The sequence below is a fragment of the Jiangella sp. DSM 45060 genome, assembly GCF_900105175.1.
GTDB lineage: Bacteria > Actinomycetota > Actinomycetes > Jiangellales > Jiangellaceae > Jiangella.
The window spans coordinates 3321841-3341121 of record NZ_LT629771.1 but is presented as its reverse complement, the minus strand read 5'-3'; the positions used below and the strand labels follow the sequence as shown (position 1 = coordinate 3341121).

Below are 19281 nucleotides of genomic sequence, written 5' to 3'. Positions count from 1 at the left end.
GTGATGAGTTGTCGCGCCCGTCGCCGTCACATGTACGAAGGGATACGACGTGACGGAAGGATGACGCGATGAGTGCGGACGCGTGGCTGCGGGAACTGGGCGCCGAGCGCCTGGACGAGGCGGACGAACCGGCGTTCTCGGGGCTGGCGCGGCGGCACCGGCGGGAGCTGCACGTGCACTGCTACCGGATGCTCGGCTCGTTCGAGGACGCCGAGGACACCGTGCAGGAGACGTTCCTCCGGGCCTGGCGGCGGCGCGAGACGTTCGAGGGGCGGTCGACGTTGCGGGCCTGGCTGTACCGCATCGCCACCAACGCCTGCCTCGACCTGCTCGCCAAGCGCCGCCCGGAGCCCGCGACCGGCGGCGAGGTGCTGTGGCTGCAGCCCTACCCGGACCGGCTGCTCGACGAGCTGCCCGCGGGCGACGCGGACGAGCCCGAGGCCGTCGCCGTCGCGCGGGAGACGATCGAGCTGGCGTACCTGGTCGCGGTCCAGCATCTCGCGCCGCGCCCACGCGCCGTGCTGATCCTGCGCGACGTGCTCGGCTGGCCGGCGAAGGACGTCGCGGAGCTGCTCGGCGACTCCGTCAACTCCGTGAACAGCGCGCTGCAGCGGGCCCGCGCCGGCATGCGCGAGCACCTGCCCGCCGAGCGGCAGGACTGGACCGGCGACGAGGAGGACGCCGCGACGCGCGAGCTGGTGCGCCGCTACACCGACGCCAGCGTCGCCACGGACGTCGACGCGCTCGCCGCCCTGCTGCGCGACGACGTCCGCTGCTCGATGCCGCCCACGCCGGGCCTGCACATCGGCCGCGACGCCGTGGTGACCAGCTGGGTCGAGGACGGCTTCGAGCGCATGGAGGGCCTGCGCGCCGTCCCCACCGCCGTGAACCGCCAGCCCGCCGTCGCCTTCTACGAGTGGAGCGAGGACGAGGGCGCGTACCTGCCGTTGACGATCGACGTCCTGCGCGTCACCGGCGGGGCGATCACCGAGATCGTCACGTTCCACGCCGACCGGTTCCCGCGGCTCGGGCTGCCGGAGCGGCTGGCCGCGGACGGAGGGACGGCATGAGCGCCCAGGCCCTCGACGCGCACCGGTTCCGCGGGCTCGCCGGCACCGGCCTGCTCGCCGCGGTCGCGGCGGTGGCGGCCACCACCCTCGCCGGTGCGCTGGCCCGGGCCGCCGGCGTCGACTTCGAGGTCTCCGGCGGAGAGACGATCCCGCTGGCCGGGCTCGCCGTGGTGACCGGCGTCTTGTCCGTCGCCGGCATCGTCATCGCCGCCGGGCTGCTGCGGTGGAGCGCCCGCCCCGCGGAGCGGTTCGTGTGGACGGCCCTGACGCTGACGGCGATCTCGCTGGTCCCGCCGCTGCTCTTCGGGGCGAACGCCGCCACCACCGTCACCCTCGCCGGGCTGCACCTCCTCGCCGCGGCGGTGATGATCCCCGCCCTGGCGCGGAGCCTGCGCGCCAGAGCCGCCTAGGCGATGGCGGTCAGGGCCCGTGGCCGGGGCGGCCGGTTGAGCAGCCGCTCGGCGCGCAGCCGCATGGACTCGTCGCCGGTCCGGCCGGCCATGGTCCGCAGGGCGCCGGCCGTGGCGACGACGCCGTGGGCGCGGGCGGCGGCGTCGTCGGCGGCCAGTTCGAGCAGGAGCGCGGTCGAGCGCCGCATCGCCTGGGCGGCGGCCACCCCCGGGAGGCAGGCGGCGTTGACGTTGGCCAGGCGCAGGACCGTCGCGTGCCGCCCGCGCAGGTGGGCGAGCTCGTGCTCGACGGCGCAGAGCAGCTCCGCCCGCGTGAGCGCCTCGGCGGCGGCGGACGAGACGAGGACGCGGGCGGGACGGCCGGGGACGGCGCAGACGAACGCGTGCGACGCGCGCACGTAGCTGACCTGGACGCCGCGCCGGTGCTCGACGTCGTAGGTCAGGGCGTGGGCGAGGCCGGTGAGGCTGTGCTGCGTGGCGTGCTCGTCGTGCAGCATCGGCTCGGTGCGGTCGGCGACCAGCGCGATGGCCGCGCCGAGGCCGGCCAGGGCGAGGTACGCGACGAGGACGAGCACGGTCGGGTCCGACCAGGGCGTGTCCGTCGCCTGCCGGTGCGACGCGAGCGCGACCGCGACGACCAGGCTCGCCGCGGTGGCCAGCAACCCGGTGCCGAAGAAGGTGTACCAGGCGGCCAGCGCGCAGCGCGGATGGCCGATCGACCAGCGGCCGCGGATGACGGCCGGGGCGGCCAGCACCGTGAGCAGCGCGTAGCCGAGGAGCGCGAGGACGATCGACACCGGATCGGGCCTCAGTCCGAACGCCGCCGCGCGCGGCGCGGCGTGAGGGCGTCGCGGAGCAGGTCGACGTCGCGGGCGTCGAGGTTGCCGGCGAACTTCAGCAGCGCCGCGGAGCGATCGGTGGAGGTGGCCAGCTGGCTCAGCATGACGCGGCTGGTGTGCTCGGACTCGGAGTGGGCCGCGGTGAAGCGGAACCCGCGGCTGCCCTCGCCGGCGCGGACGACGTCGCCCTTGGCGCGCAGCCGCTCGAGCGTCGTGAGGATGGTGGTGTAGGCGGGCACCGGCTCGGCGAAGACGTCCTGGATCTCCTTGGCGGTCAGCGGGACGTCGTTGCTCCAGAGCACGCGCAGGACGTCGAGCTCGAGTTCGCCGCTGGCGCGGCGCCGTTGACCGGCCATGGCGGCCACTCTACTGCTGGTAGAGATTCCATGGGTAGGAGGGGGTCGCCGCACCCAGCGGCCGTCGATTTCTCTATTTCATGTAGAGAACGGTAGCGTGCGGCGGGTGCGTCAGCTGAACCTGGAGGACCGGCCCGAGACGCCTGCCGGTCCTGCGGCCGCGGACGTCGCCGGGCTGCGGCTGTCCCGCCGCCGGGCGCCGCTCGCGGCGGTGACGGTCCTCGCCGCCGGTGTCGCCGGCGGGCCGGGCATCGCCGCGGCCGTGGCGCAGGACGCGGCGGTCTACGCGTCGATCCACGTCGACTTCCCGGGGACGGCGGTGCCCGTCACGGCCGCGGCGGCGCGCCTGGTGGCCGACGTCGCCGGGTTGATCGCCGTCGGCGGGCTCGTCGTGGCGCTGTTCCTGCGGCCGCGCCGCGGCGGCGGGCGGGATCGGCTGTCGCGCGGGCTGACGCTGACGACGGTGCAGGTCGCGGCTCTGGTGTGGCTGTCAGCGGCGGCCGTGTCCGTGCTGGCCGAGGCGGCCGACGCCGGGGGAGCGCCGCTGTCCAGCGCGGTGCTGCCGGGCCACCTGCCGTATCTGGTGTCGTTCTCCGACCTGCCCAAGGCATGGATCCTGACGGCGCTGTGCGCGGCGGTGGTCGCGGCGGGCGCGTTCCTGGCGCGCCGCTGGCAGGGCCTGCTCGTGCCGCTCGGCGCCGGCGTGCTCGGCCTGCTGGCCCCGGTGGTGGTCGGGCAGGTGCTGGTCGGGCCGGACCACGACGTCGGGGTGGACGCCGCGGCGATCCAGGTGGTGCTGGTGGCGGGGACGTTCGGGCCGGTGCTCGTGCTCGGCCTGCGGGCCGCGACGGGCCGGGTGCTCGCACACGAGACGCTGCGCCGGACCGCGCGGCTGCTGGCCGCCGGGCTGCCCCTCGTCCTCGTCACGGAACTGGCCGTGACGTGGTTCAAGCTCGCGGGCTCGCCGCTGCTCGGGTCGGGCACCGGGCGGCTGGCGGTCGTGCGGCTGGCCGCCGAGGTCGTCGTCGGCGTCGCGCTGGCGGCGGCCTGGTGGTGGGCGAGGCGCGGCGCGCTGACCGAACGCCGCCTGATGGGGTGCCTCGCCGCGGCCGTGGTGGCGGTGGCGGGCTGGCTCGGCGCCGGCGTGGCCATGACGCGCATCCCGCCGCCGCAGTACTTCGTGCCGACCTCGTACGCGCAGGTGTTCCTCGGCTTCGACGTCGACGCGCCGCCGTCGGCCGCCGCCCTGGTCACGGCCTGGCGGCCGAACGTCCTGTTCGCCGTTCTCGCCGCCGCGGCCGTCCTGGTCTACCTGCTGGCGGTGCGGCGGCTGCGCAGACGCGGCGACCTCTGGCCGGTGGGACGGACGGCCGCGTGGACGGCCGGCTGGCTGGTCGTGGTGGTGGTGACGTCGTCCGGGCTGGGCCGCTACTCCGGCCCGTCGTTCAGCGTGCACATGGGCGTGCACATGGCGTTGAACATGTTCGCGCCGGTGCTGCTGGCGATGGGCGGCGTGCTGACGCTGCTGCTGCGGGCGGCCCGCCCGGCCGGCCCGCGGGAGGCCGCCGGACCGCACGAGTGGCTGACGGCGGCGCTCGGGTCGCCGCTGCTGCGCCTCGCCTACCACCCGCTGCTGGTCTTCGTCGTCTTCATCGGCTCGTACTACGGCCTCTACCTGACCGGGCTGTTCGGCGACGCGATGCGCTTCCACTGGGCGCATCAGCTGATGAACCTGCACTTCGTGGTGGTCGGCTATCTGTTCTTCAGCCTCGTGGTCGGCGTCGACCGGCCGCCGCGGCCGCTGCCGCACCTGGGCCGGCTCGGCTTCGTGCTGGCGGCCATGCCGTTCCACGCCTTCTTCGGCGTCATCCTCATGACCAGCGACACCGTCATCGCCGAGGAGTACTACCGCCTGCTCGACCTCCCGTGGATCGGCGACCTCGACGGCGTGCAGCGGGCCGGGGGCGGCATCGCCTGGGCCGGTGGGGAGATCCCGCTGCTGCTGGTGATGGCGGCGCTGGGCCGGCAGTGGGCGCGGTCGGACGAACGCGAGGCGCGCCGCCGGGACCGTCACTTCGACAGCGGGCTCGACGACGACTTCGACTCCTACAACGAGATGTTGCGCCGGCTCGACGAACGGGCCGCGCGCGACGGGAAGGCGCACCCGTGACCGGCACCGCCGTCCGCCCGGACGCCAACGAGCTGCTCGAGCTGCAGGTGGCCGGCATGACCTGCGCGGCCTGCGCGCGCCGCGTCGAGCGGGCCCTGAACGCGCTCGACGGCGTCACCGCGACCGTCAACTACGCCACCGAGCGCGCCGTGGTGGCCGGGATCCCCGCCGCGGACGCCGCGAAGGCGGTCGAGGCCGTCCGCGCGGCCGGCTACGACGCCGCGCCCTGGGAACGCGGCGACGACGAGTGGAGCCGCCGCGCCGGCACCGACCGCATCGCCTCGCTGCGGCGCCGGCTGATCGTGGCGGCGCTGCTGACCATCCCGCTGTGCGACCTCACCATCGTGCTGGCGCTGGTGCCGGAGTGGCGCTTCCCGTTCTGGGAGGCGGCCTGCGTCGCGCTGGCCGTCCCCATCGTGTTCTGGGCGGCCGCGCCGTTCCACCGGGCGGCGCTGCGGCACCTGCGGCATCGCAGCTTCACCATGGACACCCTGGTGTCACTCGGCATCACGGCGTCGTTCGGCTGGGCGGTCGTCACCCTGGCGATCGGCTCGGACCAGCCGGCCTACTGGCTGGGGTACGGCATGACGCCGGCCGGCGCCGACTCCCTCTACCTCGACGTCGCCGCGGCGATGACCACGTTCCAGCTGGCCGGCCGCTACTTCGAGACCCGGTCGCGACGGCGGGCCGGCGACGTGCTGAACGCGCTGGACCGGCTGGCGGCCGTGAGCGTCCGCGTGCTGCGCGACGGGCGGGAGGTCCTCGTCGCGCCGGCCGAACTGCGCGCGGGCGAGGTGTTCGTCGTCCTGCCGGGCGAGACCATCGCCGCCGACGGACGCGTCCGCGCCGGGCTCGCCGCCGTCGACGTCAGCGCCATGACCGGTGAGCCGGTGCCGCGCGAGGTGCGCCCCGGCGACGACGTCATCGGCGGGACGGTCAGCAGCGACGGCCGCCTCGAGGTGGTGGCCGAGCGGGTCGGCGCGCACACCCAGCTGGCCCAGATGGTGGCGCTGGCCGAGGAGGCGCAGCAGCGCAAGGCCCGCATCCACGCTCTGGTCGACCGGGTGGTCGCGGTGTTCGTGCCGGCGGTCATGGCGCTGTCGGCGGCGGTGCTCGCGGGCTGGCTGCTGGGCGGCGCGGCGCCGCGCGACGCCTTCGGCACGGCCATCACCGTGCTCATCATCGCCTGCCCGTGCGCGCTGGGCCTGGCCACGCCGACCGCGCTGATGGTCGGCGTGGGCCGCGGCGCGCAGCTCGGGATCCTCATCAAGGGCCACGACGCGCTCGAGGCGAGCGGCCGCATCGACACCGTGGTCTTCGACAAGACCGGCACCCTCACCACCGGGATCATGCGGGTCGACGCCGTCGTCGCTCGGGACGGGGCCGACGCCGGCGCGGTCCTGGCGCTCGCCGCGGCCGTCGAACGCGGCTCCGAGCACGCGATCGCCCGGGCGGTCGTCGCGCACGCCGACGAGACCGGCGCCGCCCGGGTGACGGCCACCGAGCACCGCACCCTGCCTGGGCTGGGCGTCCGCGCGGTCGCCGGCGGCCGCGAGGTCCTGGTCGGGGGACCGGGGCTGCTGCTCGACCACGGCGTCGACGTGCCCGCGACGCTGCGCGCCGAGCTGGACCGGCGCGGCGCCGCCGGACACACGACCGTGGTCGTCGCGGCCGGCGGTACGGCGCAGGCGGTCATCGCGCTCTCCGACACCGTCAAACCGTCCGCCGCGCCCGCCGTCGCCCGGCTGCGCTCACTCGGGTTGCGGACGATCCTGCTCACCGGCGACGGTCCCGCGGCCGCCGCGGCCGCCGCCCGCGCGGCGGGCATCGACGAGGTGCGCGCGCAGGTCCTGCCGGCCGCGAAGGCCGCCGCCGTCGAGCGGTTGCGGGCCGAGGGCCGCCGGGTGGCCATGGTCGGCGACGGCATCAACGACGCCGCCGCTCTCGCCGCGGCCGACCTCGGCATCGCCGTGGTCGACGGCACCGACGTCGCCATGCGCGCTGCCGGCATCATCGTCGTCCGCGACGACCTGCGCGCCGTCGTCGACGCCGTCGAGCTGTCCCGCAAGACCCTCGGCACCATCCGCGGCAACCTGGTCTGGGCGTTCGGCTACAACCTGGCCGCCGTGCCGGTCGCGGCGGCCGGGCTGCTCAACCCGCTCATCGCGGCCGCCACGATGTCGCTGTCGTCGGTCCTGGTGGTCACCAACAGCCTGCGGCTGCGCTCGTTCCGCGCCCGACGCCTTGGATAACATGTCGCCCGTGCCGTCCCCTGGACGTGGTCTGCCGCGCCTCGTGCGCGGTGCTGTGCTGGCCGTGTTCTGCCTGCTCATGTCCATGGGCGCGCATGTGGCCGCCGGGGGCAGGCCGCCGTTGTCGCCCGGTCTGTTGCTGTGCGCCGGGTTGCTCGCGGTCATCTGCGTCGCGGCGGCGGACCGGCGTCGCGGGTTCGCCGGCATCGTCGCGGTCGCCGGGGTGTCGCAGGTGGTGTTCCATCTGCTGAGCGCCGGGGGTGAGCACGGCGGTTCGCCCGTCGCCACACCGGGCGCCACGATGGTGCTGACGCATGTGGTCGCGACGGTCGTCATCGGCGCCGCGCTGGCCTGCGGGGAGCGGCTGGTGTGGTCGCTGGCCTCGCTCTGCGGCGTCGTCCGGGCGCTGCGGCTGGTCCGCTGCTGCCCGCCGCCCGGGCCCGCGCCGGCCGCCGCCGCGTTCGCCGCGCCCCGTCCCGTACGCCGGTGGATCCTGGCCCGCTCCGGGCCGGCCTGGCGCGGCCCGCCCGTCCTCTCGAACTGAGCGTCCCGCCGTCGCGGCCGATCCGCGACGGCGTCCCGGTGCGTGCTGCCGAGCCGCCGGGTTTCCCTGCCTGCGCGATCCCTGGACTCCGGGCGCGTCGTCGCAGGACGTGCGAGAGGACCCTCCATGCCTCAACGGTTCGTCGTCTTCGCCGCTCTGGTCGTGCTGCTCGTGTTCGGCGTCCTGGTGCTCCTGGGCCAGGGGTCGGTGCGGATCCCGCTTGACGAGGTCGCCTCGGTGCTGCTGGGCGGTGAGGCGAGCCGCGACGTGTACGAGACGGTGATCGTCGACGCGCGGCTGCCGAAGGCGCTCACCGCCGTCCTCGCGGGCGCCGCGCTGGCCGTCGGCGGCGCGCAGATGCAGACGCTGTTCCGCAACCCGCTGGCCGACCCGTTCGTCCTCGGGGTCAGCTCCGGCGCCCAGCTCGGCGCCGCGGTCGTGATCCTGGGGACCACCGGGACCGGCTGGCTGAGCCAGCTCGGCGTGCTCGACCAGCTCGGGGTCACCGGCGCCGCGATCGTCGGGGCCGGGCTGGTGCTCGTTCTCGCGCTGGCGGTCGCGCAGCGCGTCGCCGGGCCGGTCACCGTCCTGATCGTCGGCGTGATGTTCGGCTACCTGGCCGGCGCGATCGTCGACGTGCTCGTCTACTACACCGAGCCGGAGCGGCTGCAGAGCCTGGCCGGCTTCACCCGCGGCACCGTCCGTGACGTCTCGTGGGACGACCTGCGGGTGCTCGCACCGGTCTGCGTCGTCGCCGTGGTCGTGTCACTGGCGCTGGCCCGGCCGCTGAACGTCCTGCTCCTGGGGGAGCGGTACGCGGCGACGATGGGCATCCCGGTGCGGGCGGTGCAGCGGATCTCGCTGGCCGCTGTCGCCGTGCTCGCGGGCGTGACCACGGCGTACTGCGGGATGATCGGGTTCATCGGCCTGGCCGCGCCGCACCTGGTCAGAGGCCTCTTGCGCACGTCAGACCACCGGGTCGTGCTGCCGGCCTCGGCGCTGCTCGGAGCCGTGCTCGTGCTGGTCGCCGAGTACGTCGCCGGCGGCAACGGCCTCACCGGCACGGCCCTGCCGCTGAACTCGGTGACGGCGTTCATCGGCGGGCCGGTCGTGCTGTGGGTGCTGCTACGCCGCCGGCGCGACTCGGCGCAGGTGCCGGCATGAGCGGCGACGCGGTCCTCGCGGCCGATGGCCTCACCGCCGGGTACCGGGCCGGGCGCCGCCGGACCGTCGCCGTCGTCGAGTCGGTGACGGCGTCGCTGCGGCCCGGCCGGCTGGTCTGCCTGCTCGGGCCGAACGGCGCCGGGAAGTCGACGCTGCTGCGCACCCTGGTGGGCAGCCAGCCGGCGCTGGGCGGGTCCGTGCGCCTGGACGGCGCGGAGCTGTCGCGGCTGACGGCCCGCGAGCGGGCCCGGCGGCTCGCGGTCGTCCTGACCGACCGCGTCGACGTCGGCCTGCTCACCGCCCGCGACCTCGTGTCCATGGGCCGCACCCCGCGCACGGGCTGGTTCGGGCCGCTGCACCGTTCCGACGGCGACGTCGTCGACTGGGCCCTGCACGCGGCCGGCGCCACCGAGCTGGCCGGCCGTCACCTCGACGAACTGTCCGACGGCGAGCGGCAACGGGTCATGGTCGCCCGCGCGCTGGCGCAGGAGCCGTCGGTGCTGGTGCTGGACGAGCCGACCGCGTTCCTGGACCTCACCCGCCGGGTCGAGCTGATGGCGCTGCTGCGGCGGCTGGCCGCCGAGACGGGGCTGGCCGTGCTGATGTCGATGCACGACCTCGAACTGGCCCTGCGCACCGCCGACGAGATCTGGCTGGTCCATCCCGGCGGGCGGTTCCAGGCGGGCGCGCCGGAGGACCTCGGCGCCGACGGCAGCATCGCGGCGGCCTACGCCGGCGACGGCATCAGGTTCGACCACGCGGCCGGCACCTTCGTCACCGACGTGCGCGAGGACGGCCCGGCCGTCAGCGTCCGGGGCGACGAGACCGCGGCGCACTGGGCCCGCCGGGCGGCCGCCCGGGCCGGCGTCGCCGTCGCCGCGTCGGCCGCCCATCGCCTCGAGGTCCGTGACGGACCACCGGTGACCTGGACTCTCACCGCCGACGGCGGCACGACCAGCGGGTCCGGCTTCGCCACCCTGCACGGCCGGCTCGCGGAGCTCGCGCCGGCCACCCCCGGCCTCCCCACCGATCTCGCTCAGACGAGGAGCATCACACCATGAACCGAGCGTCCCGCGTCACCGTCCCCGCCCTGGCGGCCGTGCTCGTCCTCGCCGCCTGCGGCGCGGACGACGACCCCCAGCCGGCCGCCGCCGGCGGCTGCGTCACCGACCACGCCGATGGCGAGGACCACTTCCCGGTCAAGAGCACCGTCGAGGAGTCGGAGCTGTGGAACATCGAGTACTTCGGCTCCTACAAGGTCATCACCGTCGCCGACGGTGAGAACCCCGGCGACGAGGACCTGCGCTACGTCCTGTACCAGTGCGGGACGCCGCGACCGCCGGCCGAGGGCGTCCTGGCCGACGCGCTGTTCGTCGAGATCCCGGTCGACAGCGCCACGGTCACGTCGTTCAACGCGCTGGCGATGATCGACCGCCTCGGCCAGAACCCGTCCGTCACCGGGCTCAGCGGCCAGCTGCTCGGCAACGGCGAGCAGGACGCCTGGTACGCGGGCGTCATCGAGGAGGCCGGCGACCCGCTCCCGGTCGGCGAGTACACCGACCTCGACCGCGAGACGCTGCTCGTCCTGGAGAACGACGTCCTGTTCATGTCCGGCTTCGGGGTGGGCTTCGACGACATCACCAACGCCCGCGCCGCCGGGCTGCCCGGCGTCAGCGTCTCGAACCGGCTCGAGCGGCACGCCCTCGCCTCCGCCGAGTGGATCAAGATGATCGGCGCCTTCTACAACGCCGAGGCGACGGCCAACGCCGAGTTCGACGCCATCCGTGCCCGCTTCGACGAGGTGGTCGAGCGGGTCACCGGCGCCGGCGCCGCCACCGGCCGTCAGGTCGGCTACGTCTGCGTCGGCGAGCAGTTCTGCGGCGACTTCTTCTACGCGCACGGGGTCGACACGCTGAACGGGCGGCTGCTGGCCCAGCTGGGCGCGGACAACCCGTTCGGCGACGACAACACCGAGCCCAACGGCAAGCTCTACGACTACGAGGCGGCCCTGGGCGCCGGCGCCGACGCCGACTTCTTCATCAACTACGCCCCGATGAGCGAACACCTCGCCACCACCGCCGGCGATTCGCGCTACCAGAGCTTCGCGCCCATCGCCGAGGGCCGGTTCCTCGCCGTGGTGGACGAGCACTTCCAGGAGTGCCGGGCCAAGGGCTACCTCGACGTCGACCTGCTGATCAAGGACTACGCGATCGGCCTCGCCCCCGACCTGTTCCCCGGCGAGCACGGCACCTGCTACGTCGCGCCGGCCGCGGCGCCGTGACCGCACGCCGTCGTCCCGCGCCGCACCTACCGGCTGGCGCGGGACGGCGGCTGGAGCCGGGCCGGGAGATCAGACCGGGCGCCTCCGTGCGATCAGAGGCTGCCGCACTGACCGCCCTTCGGTCCGTCCACCTCGTTGGCCGCGCCGCCGTCGACCGGCGGCACCTGGTTGCCGGCGCAGCTCAGCGGCCCGTCGACGGTGTTGGCGCCGAAGCGGACCGGCCCGGCGTTCTGGTCCAGCGCGACCGGGCCGTCCACCTCGTTGCCCGCACACCCGTGGCCCGGATCGCCGACGACGGTGGCTCCGGTGCTGCCGGAGACGGTCACCGGCCCTGACACCTGGGTGTCGCAGATCAGCACCGCGGCCGCACCGGACGCCTGGATCGGGCCGTCGATCACCGACCCGTCGACCACCAGCTGGCCACCGTCGGCGACGGTGACCGGGCCGCTGACGTTCGCCTGGTCGAGGCAGGTCACGCCGGCCCCGGCGGTGAGCGCCGCGTCGTGCTCGCCGGTCACCGTCGTCGTGCAGGGAACCGGGGCGAACTCGACGCCGATGTCGGCCCGCGGGTTGCCGAGCACGAAGCTGAACGACCCGTCGCCGCGGTCCTGAGCGATCTTGAGGTACCGGTCGGTGACGGCGAACCCGTCGAACCGGTGCACCAGCCGGCCGCCCTCGACCCGGGACGAGAAGGACCAGCCCTCGACCTCGGTGTAGTGCTCGTTGTCGGGGCTGCTGAGCACCCGGTAGCTGCCGGCGGTCAGCCGGCTCGCGGTGTCCTCGTCGGTCAGCTCGACGGCGCTGACCGCCTGCCCTGCCGGCGGGGTGACCTCGAGGCCGAGGCTGCGCCGCCGGTAGTCGAACGCCATCCGGCCGGGCGCGCAGGCGCGGTCCCAGTTGGCCACCGACCGGTCCTCCGGTGCGATGTCCAGCTCGGTGTAGCCGATCCGGTAGAGACCGCTGGAGCTGGAGGTGCCGGACAGCTGCACGACGGCGCCGTTGACCACGCCCGCCTCGGCCAGCGTCGCGGCCGGATCGAGCGGCTGCCCGTCGCGGGTCCGCAACGTGAGCGCGTCGCCCGGGTGGCAGACCAGCCGGTTGGCCTGGGCCGCGAGCAGGGTGCCGACGGTGGTGGTGGCCGGGTAGCCGACGCGTGCGTGCGACATCGGCAGGAACCAGTCGTCGCGGTCGGACCGCTCCACCACGAAACTCGGCTGCGCCGCCGCCCGTGCCGCCGCGGCGTCCGCCTGCGCCTGGCACGCGGCCGCGTCCGGCGCGTCCTCCAGCACGTTGGCCGCCAGCCGGTACGGCCCGCCGCCGGACTGGATCTGGAAGACGGTCAGCAGCCGGCCGTCGTCGAGGCGGTGGTAGTCGGGCTCGGCCGAGGTGAAGCTGGCCTGGTTGCGGGGGTCACGGAGGAAGACCTGGCCCTGGAACGAGCTGCCGCCGTCGAAGGACACGCTCACGGCCGCGCGGCTGCCCGGGCCGCGGTAGCCCAGCAGCAGCTTGGACCGGCCGTCACCGAGATGGTCGCTGCAGGGTGCCATCGTGGCGGACAGGGTCGAACCGCCGAGCCCGCTGGCCAGCGGCGTGCTCCAGGTCCGGCCGCCGTCGCTGGAGCGGGAGACGTAGAACTGGCCCGACGTCCCGCCGACGCTGATGTCGAACCGGACGAAGGCCACGATGGTGCCGTCCGGCAGCACCTCCAGCGTCGTCTCGTTGGCCCCGCCGGGGAACAGCTCGCCGCCGCCGAACTGGTAGGCCGGCGAGTGCTCGTCCCGCAGGATGCGGTGGTACTCCGGCCAGGTCCGGCCGCCGTCGAAGGAGAGCAGCACGCCGGACTCGTACGGGTTCGGGTCGGTCTCCCAGTCCTCCGGCAGCTCCCGGATGCCCCAGATGGTCTGCACCAGGGTGCCGTCGTCGAGTTCCAGGATGCGCCCGCCGCCGCCCCAGGCCTCGCGGAACTCGACCGGCAGGTCGACCGGCTCGTCGGTGCCGGCCCAGGTCTGCCCGTTGTCGGTGGAGCTGGCCACGAACAGGGCCGCTTCCCGGTCGTTGTACGGCTTGTGGTTCACGCCGTCGTTGTACGGCAGCAGGATGGTCCCGTCGCGCAGTGTGGTCATGCCGCGCTGCAGGTGGATGCTGCCGCCCGGGAACATGGTCGGCTCGGCGATCACCTCGGACGCGCCCCAGGTCCGCCCGTCGTCGGTGGACCGGATCAGCCGGAGCTGGCCGCCGGGGTGGGCATCGGTGGTGGTGTTGAAGCCGACCAGCAGGTCGCCGTTGGGCGCCTCGGTGAGGGCCGGGCGGAACGCCGGCAGCACGCCGCCGCCGAGGTCCGGGAAGGTGTGCTCGCCGGTCATGTCCCAGGCGTCGACGACGCGCATGGCGGGGTCATCGGCGGCGGTTGCGGCGACGGAGTCCTCGGCTCCCGCGGGTGTCACCGCGCCGAGGGCGGCGGCGACGGTGGCGCCCGCCACGAGCATCGGGAGGAGGTGGTGGCGGCGTGGTCGGCGGCCTCTCTTGATCATCTGCGCTCCTAGTCGGAAGATCGCTGACGGTCCTGGCGGTCGTGCGGCACGAAGGGGAGTTCCAGCAGATGGAACATCGAGTTCCAATTGTGCGAACAGGATCGTGCCCGCCGGAACGCCTGTCAAGGGCTCGGTCAGCACGGCCCGGCGTCACCCGGGTCGGGTGAGGCTGGGGGCGGTCGATCGCCCGGAGGATGAGGCCGGAGCCCTTGACGAAGGAGACCCGGCCATGACGCGGAGATTCAACGGGACGATCGACGTCGACGCGCGCGACTCGACACCGGACTGGGAGCCGTACCTGCAGCCGGTGGCGCCGGCGGGCGCACCGAACGTCCTCTACATCGTGCTCGACGACGTCGGGTTCTCGGCCATGGAGCCGTGGGGCGGGCTGATCGACACACCGAACATCAGACGGCTGGCCGAGCGCGGCCTGACGTACACGAACTGGCACACGACGGCGCTGTGCTCGCCGACCAGGTCGTCGCTGCTGACGGGGCGCAATCACACCACCAACGGGATGGCGTGCATCGCCGAGGCGACGGTCGGCTTCCCGAACGGCAACGGGCACATCCCGTTCGAGTGCGCGACGATCGCCGAGGTCCTGGGTGAGCGCGGCTGGAACACCTACATGCTCGGCAAGTGGCACCTGTGCCCGTCGGACGAGATGAACCTGGCATCGACGAAGCGGAACTGGCCGGTCGGGCGCGGGTTCGAGCGCTACTACGGCTTCCTCGGCGGCGAGACCAACCAGTGGTACCCGGACCTCGTCTACGACAACCACCCGGTGGAGCAGCCCGCCCTGCCCGAAGACGGCTACCACCTGACGACCGACCTGACGGACAAGGCGATCGAGTTCATCCGCGACGCGAAGATGATCACGCCGGACAAGCCGTTCTTCATGTACTTCTGCCCGGGCGCGACGCACGCCCCGCACCACGCGCCGAAGGAGTGGATCGAGCGCTACCGCGGCCGGTTCGACGAGGGCTACGAGGCGTACCGGGAGCGGGTGTTCGCCCGCCAGAAGGAGCTGGGCATCTTCCCCGGCGGCGCCGAGCTGTCGCCGTTGAACCCGTACGCGGGGGAGCGGTCGCCCGACGGGAAGCCGTGGCCGCCGCTGGACGTCGTCCGGCCCTGGGACTCGCTGTCGGACGAGGAACGGCGGCTGTTCGCCCGGATGGCCGAGGTGTACGCCGGGTTCCTGTCGCACACCGACCACGAGATCGGCCGGCTGCTGGACCACCTGGAGGAGTCCGGCGAGTTCGACAACACCATCGTCGTGCTCGTCTCCGACAACGGCGCCAGCGGCGAGGGCGGGCCGAACGGCTCGGTGAACGAGAACAAGTTCTTCAACGACATCCCCGACGACGTCGAGGAGAACCTGCGCTACCTGGACGAGCTCGGGTCGCCGTCGACGTACAACCACTACCCGGTGGGCTGGGCGTGGGCCTTCAACACGCCGTTCAAGATGTGGAAGCGCTACAACTTCGAGGGCGGCGTGGCCGACCCGCTGCTGGTCTCGTGGCCGGCCGGCATCGCGGCCCAGGGCGAGCTGCGGCACCAGTTCCTGCACGCCACCGACATCGTCCCGACGATCTACGACATCCTGGACGTCGAGCTGCCCGAGACCGTCAAGGGCTACCCGCAGGTCGACCTCGAGGGTGTGAGCTTCCGCTCCACGTTCGAGAGTGACGACGTGCCGACGCCGAAGGAGTCGGCGTTCTTCTCGATGCTCGGGTCGCGCGCCGTGTGGCACAAGGGCTGGAAGGCCGTCACCGTCCACCCGACGATCGCCGGGTGGGGCGATTTCGACCAGGACCGCTGGGAGCTCTACCACACCGACGCCGACCCGACGGAGAGCCGCGACCTCGCCGCGGAGCACCCCGTCAAGCTGCAGGAGATGATCGGCCACTGGTTCCACCTCGCCGGCATGTACCACGGCCTGCCGCTGGTCGACGGGACCGCGGCGGAGATCCTGTCCGACCCGACCCGGCCCCAGGTGGCGCCGCCGCGCGGCAAGTACGTCTACTACCCGGGCACGGCCGAGGTGCCGGAGTCGGCGGCGGTGAACGTCCGCAACCGCAACTACTCCATCGCCGTCGAGACCCACATCGACACCTCGGACGCGCAGGGCGTGCTCTTCTCGCACGGCGCCCGGTTCGGCGGCCACGCGCTCTACGTCAAGGACGGCCGGCTGCACTACGTCTACAACTTCGTCGGCAGCAAGGTGCAGACGGTCGTCGGCGACGAGCCGGTGCCCACAGGCGACGTCGTGCTGTCCGCGGCCTTCGTCAAGGACGGCGACGGCATGCCGACCACCGGCACCCTGAGTCTCTACATCGACGACCGCAAGGTCGGCGAGGGCGCCATCACCACGCAGCCGGGCAACTTCTCGCTGGTCGGCGAGGGCCTCAACGTGGGGCAGGACCCCGCCTCGCCGGTGACCGAGGACTACCCCGGCGCCAGCCCGTTCGCCTTCACCGGCGGCACCATCAAGGCCGCCATCGTCGACGTCTCGGGCGAGCCGTTCGTCGACCTCGAGAAGGAGGCGACGGCGATGATGGCCCGCGAGTAGCGTGTGGCCGTGATCGTCAATCGCATGTCATTGCGGACGTGGCGGCGCCACCCGATGATGAGGGCATGGCTCCTCGCCGCCGGGTTCTGATCCTCGCCTTCGACCGCTTCCAGCCCCTCGACGTCGTCGGGCCGGCCGAGGTGTTCGCGGGTGCCGAGCGGCTCTGCCCGGGCAGTTACGACGTCGTGGTGGCGTCGCCGGACGGCGGCCTGGTGCGCAGCGACTCAGGGATCGTCGCGCTCGACACGGTGCCCGCCTCCACGTGCGGCCGGGCGGTCGACACGGTGCTGGTCGGTGGCGGCTTCGGAGCGCGTCACGTCGGGCCGGACGACGAGGTCGCGCGGATCGTCCGGGAGCTCGCACCACGGTGCCGGCGCGTGGCGTCGATCTGCACGGGGGCGTTCGTCCTGGCCGCCGCGGGTGTCCTCGACGGCCGGCGCGTGGCGACGCACTGGTGGGCGGCGGCTCAGTTGGCGCAGCGCTATCCCACGCTGCGAGTCGACGACGATCCGATCTTCGTCCGCGACGGGAACGTCTGGACGTCCGCGGGGGTGACCTCCGGCCTCGACCTGGCGCTGGCGCTGGTGTCCGACGATCTCGGCGACGAGGTGGCGGCGGAGATCGCCCGGTGGATGGTGATGTTCCTCAGACGACCCGGCGGCCAGGCGCAGTTCTCGACGCACCTGCGTGCGCCTCTCGCCGCCGACCCGCCGATCCGCGCGGTGCAGGACTGGCTGGCCGACCACCTCGCCGACGACCTGTCGGTCGCCGCGCTCGCACGACGAGCCGGCCTGAGTCCCCGGCACTTCGCCCGGAGGTTCCGCGAGGAGACCGGTGTGACCCCGGCGGCCCACGTCGAGGCGTTGCGCGTCGAGGCCGCCAAGCAGCTCCTGGGTCAGGACGGCATCTCGCTCGCCGAGATCACCCGCCGCTGCGGCTTCGGGACGATCGAGACGTTCCACCGTGCGTTCCGCCGGAACACCGGCACGACTCCGGACCACTACCGCCAGCACGTCGCCCCGGCGCCGGCCGGCGTCTGAGTCGCATCGCACCCCCCGACAGCAGGAGCAGACCGTGCAGATCGCCATCGCCATGTTCGACCAGTTCACCGCCCTCGACGCGGTCGGCCCCTACCAGGTGCTCGTCGAGCTGCCACACACCGAGATCGTCACCGTCGCCGCCGCCCGCGGGCCGGTGCGCGACGACCGCTCCCTGACCTTCCAGGCCACCGCGGCGTTCGACGAGGTCACCGAGCCCGACGTCATCGTCGTCCCCGGAGGGCTCATCACCCGCCGGATGGTCCGCGATCGCCATCCCGTCATCGACTGGATCGGAGCCGTGCACCCGACGGCGACGTGGACGACCTCGGTCTGCACCGGCGCCGTCCTGCTCGCCGCCGCCGGTGTGCTCACCGGGCGGGCGGCGACGACGCACTGGGTCGCGTACGACCAGCTCGCCGCGCTCGGCGCCACGCCGACCGAGCAGCGGGTCGTCGTCGACGGCGACGTGGTGACCGCCGCCGGGGTGTCGGCGGGCATCGACATGGCGCTCACCGTCGCCGCCCTGATCGCCGGCGACGCCATGGCCCAGACCATCCAGCTCGGTCTCGAGTACGACCCGCAGCCGCCCTTCGACGCCGGTTCGCCGGCCAAGGCCCCGGGCGCCATCCACGCACCGTTGTCCGACTGGATGCGCCGTCGCGAGGCCGCGCTGCTGTCGTGACGTCTAGAGCGTCGCCGCCGTGACGATCCAGGCCACGATGAGTACCAGGGGGACGACCACCAACGTGACGCCGCACGCGAGCTTGAACGGATGTTGCTCGGCCCACGGCACGATGCCGGGATAGCGCCCGGCCAGCTGGGCCGCCGTGATCGGCCGGTCCGCGGTCCCGGCCGGCAGCCCGAGGCGCGCGACCAGCCGGTCGAGGTCGGCCCGGGCGTAGTTGGTGCCGTAGATGCGCAGCAGCGGCTTCTCGTCGCGGTCGAGGACGAAGATCGTGTCGGTGATCGGGCCGCGCGGTGCGATGATCATCGCCCGGACGATCGACGCCGCCTGGGCGCGGTCGGCGCGCTTGCGCGTGACGAACCCGCGGACGATGATCTCCGACGGCGTGACGACGATCCGTGAGCGCAGCAGGACGCCGGCGACCGGCACGACGACCGTGGCGGCGAGGCCCACGCCGATCAACCCGAAGGGCCATCCGGCGAGGACGCCGGCGACGGCGAACGGCCCGGCGAAGAGGACGACGGGCGCGAGCACCCAGGGACGGTGCCGTACGGTCGGCCGCAGCACGAGTTCGGGCACGTTCTACGACGCGGTGCGCGCGGCGAGCTCGGCCAGGCCGGGGGCGCCGGACGGTGCGCGTACGGCGATCTCGTCGCCGTCAGCCGTCGTCAGGCCGACGCCGTACAAGCCCGCGGGCGCGTCGACGAAACGCAGGGGCAGGGCGGCGAAGGTCTCGCTGCCGATGTGCTGTTCGAGCTCGGCGCTGTCGCCGCCGAGCTCGAGCCACGCGATCTCCCGGACCGGACGCTCGTGATCCATGGGCGTGCGCCGCGCGGGGTGCTGGGTCAGGTCCTCGTGGAAGTACCAGTTCGGCAGGCCGCGAGCCCAGGTCAGGGCGGCGTTCCCGGGCGCCATGATCGTCGTGGTGGTCGAACCGTCCGGCCGGCGGGCGCCCGGCGCCGTCACCACCTCGCCGCCGAAGCGCCGAGCCACGTCCTCGAGGTCGGCGCGGGTGCGTGCGCGCAGGTTCCACGTCATCCAGTGGTCGCCGCCTCGGGTGGTGTCCTCGAACCAGGTGCGGAACGCTGCGACGCCCGGCGGCAGGTCGGCGTGGTGGTCGATGACCGACTCGACGTTGATGTAGGCGCCCTGCGGGAGCGCGATGGTCCGGTGCGCGGTGGGCATGACGTCCAGCCAGCCGCCTTCGTGACTGCGCAGTCCGGTCTCCTGCCGCAGCCGTTCGGCGCTCGCGTAGAGGTGCCGCACCCCGAGGGTGAGGTGGTCGAGGTCGTAGACAGTCATCGAGGTCTCCCGGATACTGAAGGTGTTGTTCTCAAAGCATTTGTTATGCAACCTAATGCGGGAGA

General features: G+C 73.7%; 16 protein-coding genes. 11 read left to right on the top strand and 5 right to left on the bottom strand.

What is annotated here, in order from left to right; translation table 11 throughout:
* The first annotated feature begins 68 nt into the window (after positions 1-68).
* Positions 69-1070, top strand: a complete 1002-nt coding sequence (locus BLU82_RS15015; protein WP_092621828.1) for an RNA polymerase subunit sigma-70 — start codon at positions 69-71, stop codon at positions 1068-1070.
* Entirely contained in the window at positions 1067-1480 is a 414-nt protein-coding gene (locus BLU82_RS15010) for a DUF6069 family protein (RefSeq protein WP_092621825.1), read from the top strand. Before BLU82_RS15015 ends, BLU82_RS15010 begins: the two co-directional genes overlap by 4 nt.
* On the opposite strand, the gene BLU82_RS15005 is transcribed toward BLU82_RS15010, so the two are convergent.
* A complete protein-coding gene (locus tag BLU82_RS15005) occupies positions 1477-2277 on the bottom strand; it encodes a M48 family metalloprotease (RefSeq protein WP_092621822.1) in 801 nt (266 codons plus the stop codon). The genes BLU82_RS15010 and BLU82_RS15005 overlap by 4 nt on opposite strands.
* An 11-nt stretch (positions 2278-2288) precedes the next feature.
* Positions 2289-2675, bottom strand: a complete 387-nt coding sequence (locus tag BLU82_RS15000; protein WP_092621819.1) for a BlaI/MecI/CopY family transcriptional regulator — start codon at positions 2673-2675, stop codon at positions 2289-2291.
* A gap of 106 nt (positions 2676-2781) precedes the next feature.
* On the opposite strand from BLU82_RS15000, the gene BLU82_RS14995 reads away from it, so the two are divergent.
* The 6 genes from BLU82_RS14995 (at position 2782) to BLU82_RS14970 (ending at position 11086) form a co-directional block, all read left to right on the top strand.
* A complete protein-coding gene (locus tag BLU82_RS14995) occupies positions 2782-4845 on the top strand; it encodes a cytochrome c oxidase assembly protein (RefSeq protein WP_197682963.1) in 2064 nt (687 codons plus the stop codon).
* Positions 4842-7097 carry a cation-translocating P-type ATPase gene (locus tag BLU82_RS14990; RefSeq protein WP_231947796.1) on the top strand — a complete coding sequence of 752 codons (2256 nt, stop codon included), beginning with the start codon at positions 4842-4844 and terminating at the stop codon, positions 7095-7097. The genes BLU82_RS14995 and BLU82_RS14990 overlap by 4 nt, the downstream gene beginning before the upstream one ends.
* A 10-nt stretch (positions 7098-7107) precedes the next feature.
* Positions 7108-7641, top strand: a complete 534-nt coding sequence (locus BLU82_RS14985) for a hypothetical protein (protein ID WP_157740986.1) — start codon at positions 7108-7110, stop codon at positions 7639-7641.
* 126 nt (positions 7642-7767) lie between these two features.
* Positions 7768-8805: an iron ABC transporter permease gene (locus BLU82_RS14980; RefSeq protein WP_092621810.1), complete on the top strand. Its 1038-nt coding sequence runs from the start codon at positions 7768-7770 to the stop codon at positions 8803-8805.
* Positions 8802-9866: an ABC transporter ATP-binding protein gene (locus BLU82_RS14975; RefSeq protein ID WP_092621807.1), complete on the top strand. Its 1065-nt coding sequence runs from the start codon at positions 8802-8804 to the stop codon at positions 9864-9866. Before BLU82_RS14980 ends, BLU82_RS14975 begins: the two co-directional genes overlap by 4 nt.
* Positions 9863-11086 carry an ABC transporter substrate-binding protein gene (locus BLU82_RS14970; RefSeq protein WP_092621804.1) on the top strand — a complete coding sequence of 408 codons (1224 nt, stop codon included), beginning with the start codon at positions 9863-9865 and terminating at the stop codon, positions 11084-11086. The genes BLU82_RS14975 and BLU82_RS14970 overlap by 4 nt, the downstream gene beginning before the upstream one ends.
* A 92-nt stretch (positions 11087-11178) precedes the next feature.
* On the opposite strand, the gene BLU82_RS14965 is transcribed toward BLU82_RS14970, so the two are convergent.
* Positions 11179-13617, bottom strand: a complete 2439-nt coding sequence (locus BLU82_RS14965) for an exo-alpha-sialidase (RefSeq protein ID WP_092621801.1) — start codon at positions 13615-13617, stop codon at positions 11179-11181.
* A 229-nt stretch (positions 13618-13846) separates the two neighbouring features.
* On the opposite strand from BLU82_RS14965, the gene BLU82_RS14960 reads away from it, so the two are divergent.
* The 3 genes from BLU82_RS14960 to BLU82_RS14950 all read left to right on the top strand — a co-directional run bounded on the left by BLU82_RS14960 (position 13847) and on the right by BLU82_RS14950 (position 17911).
* A complete protein-coding gene (locus tag BLU82_RS14960; protein WP_092621798.1) occupies positions 13847-16189 on the top strand; it encodes an arylsulfatase in 2343 nt (780 codons plus the stop codon).
* A 65-nt stretch (positions 16190-16254) separates the two neighbouring features.
* Positions 16255-17229: a GlxA family transcriptional regulator gene (locus BLU82_RS14955; protein ID WP_092621795.1), complete on the top strand. Its 975-nt coding sequence runs from the start codon at positions 16255-16257 to the stop codon at positions 17227-17229.
* 34 nt (positions 17230-17263) lie between these two features.
* A complete protein-coding gene (locus tag BLU82_RS14950; protein ID WP_092621792.1) occupies positions 17264-17911 on the top strand; it encodes a DJ-1/PfpI family protein in 648 nt (215 codons plus the stop codon).
* Between the two features lie 3 nt (positions 17912-17914).
* On the opposite strand, the gene BLU82_RS14945 is transcribed toward BLU82_RS14950, so the two are convergent.
* Positions 17915-18448, bottom strand: a complete 534-nt coding sequence (locus tag BLU82_RS14945; protein ID WP_157740985.1) for a hypothetical protein — start codon at positions 18446-18448, stop codon at positions 17915-17917.
* Positions 18449-18496: 48 nt separating this feature from the next.
* Positions 18497-19216 carry a VOC family protein gene (locus BLU82_RS14940; protein WP_092621786.1) on the bottom strand — a complete coding sequence of 240 codons (720 nt, stop codon included), beginning with the start codon at positions 19214-19216 and terminating at the stop codon, positions 18497-18499.
* Positions 19217-19281 lie beyond the last annotated feature (65 nt).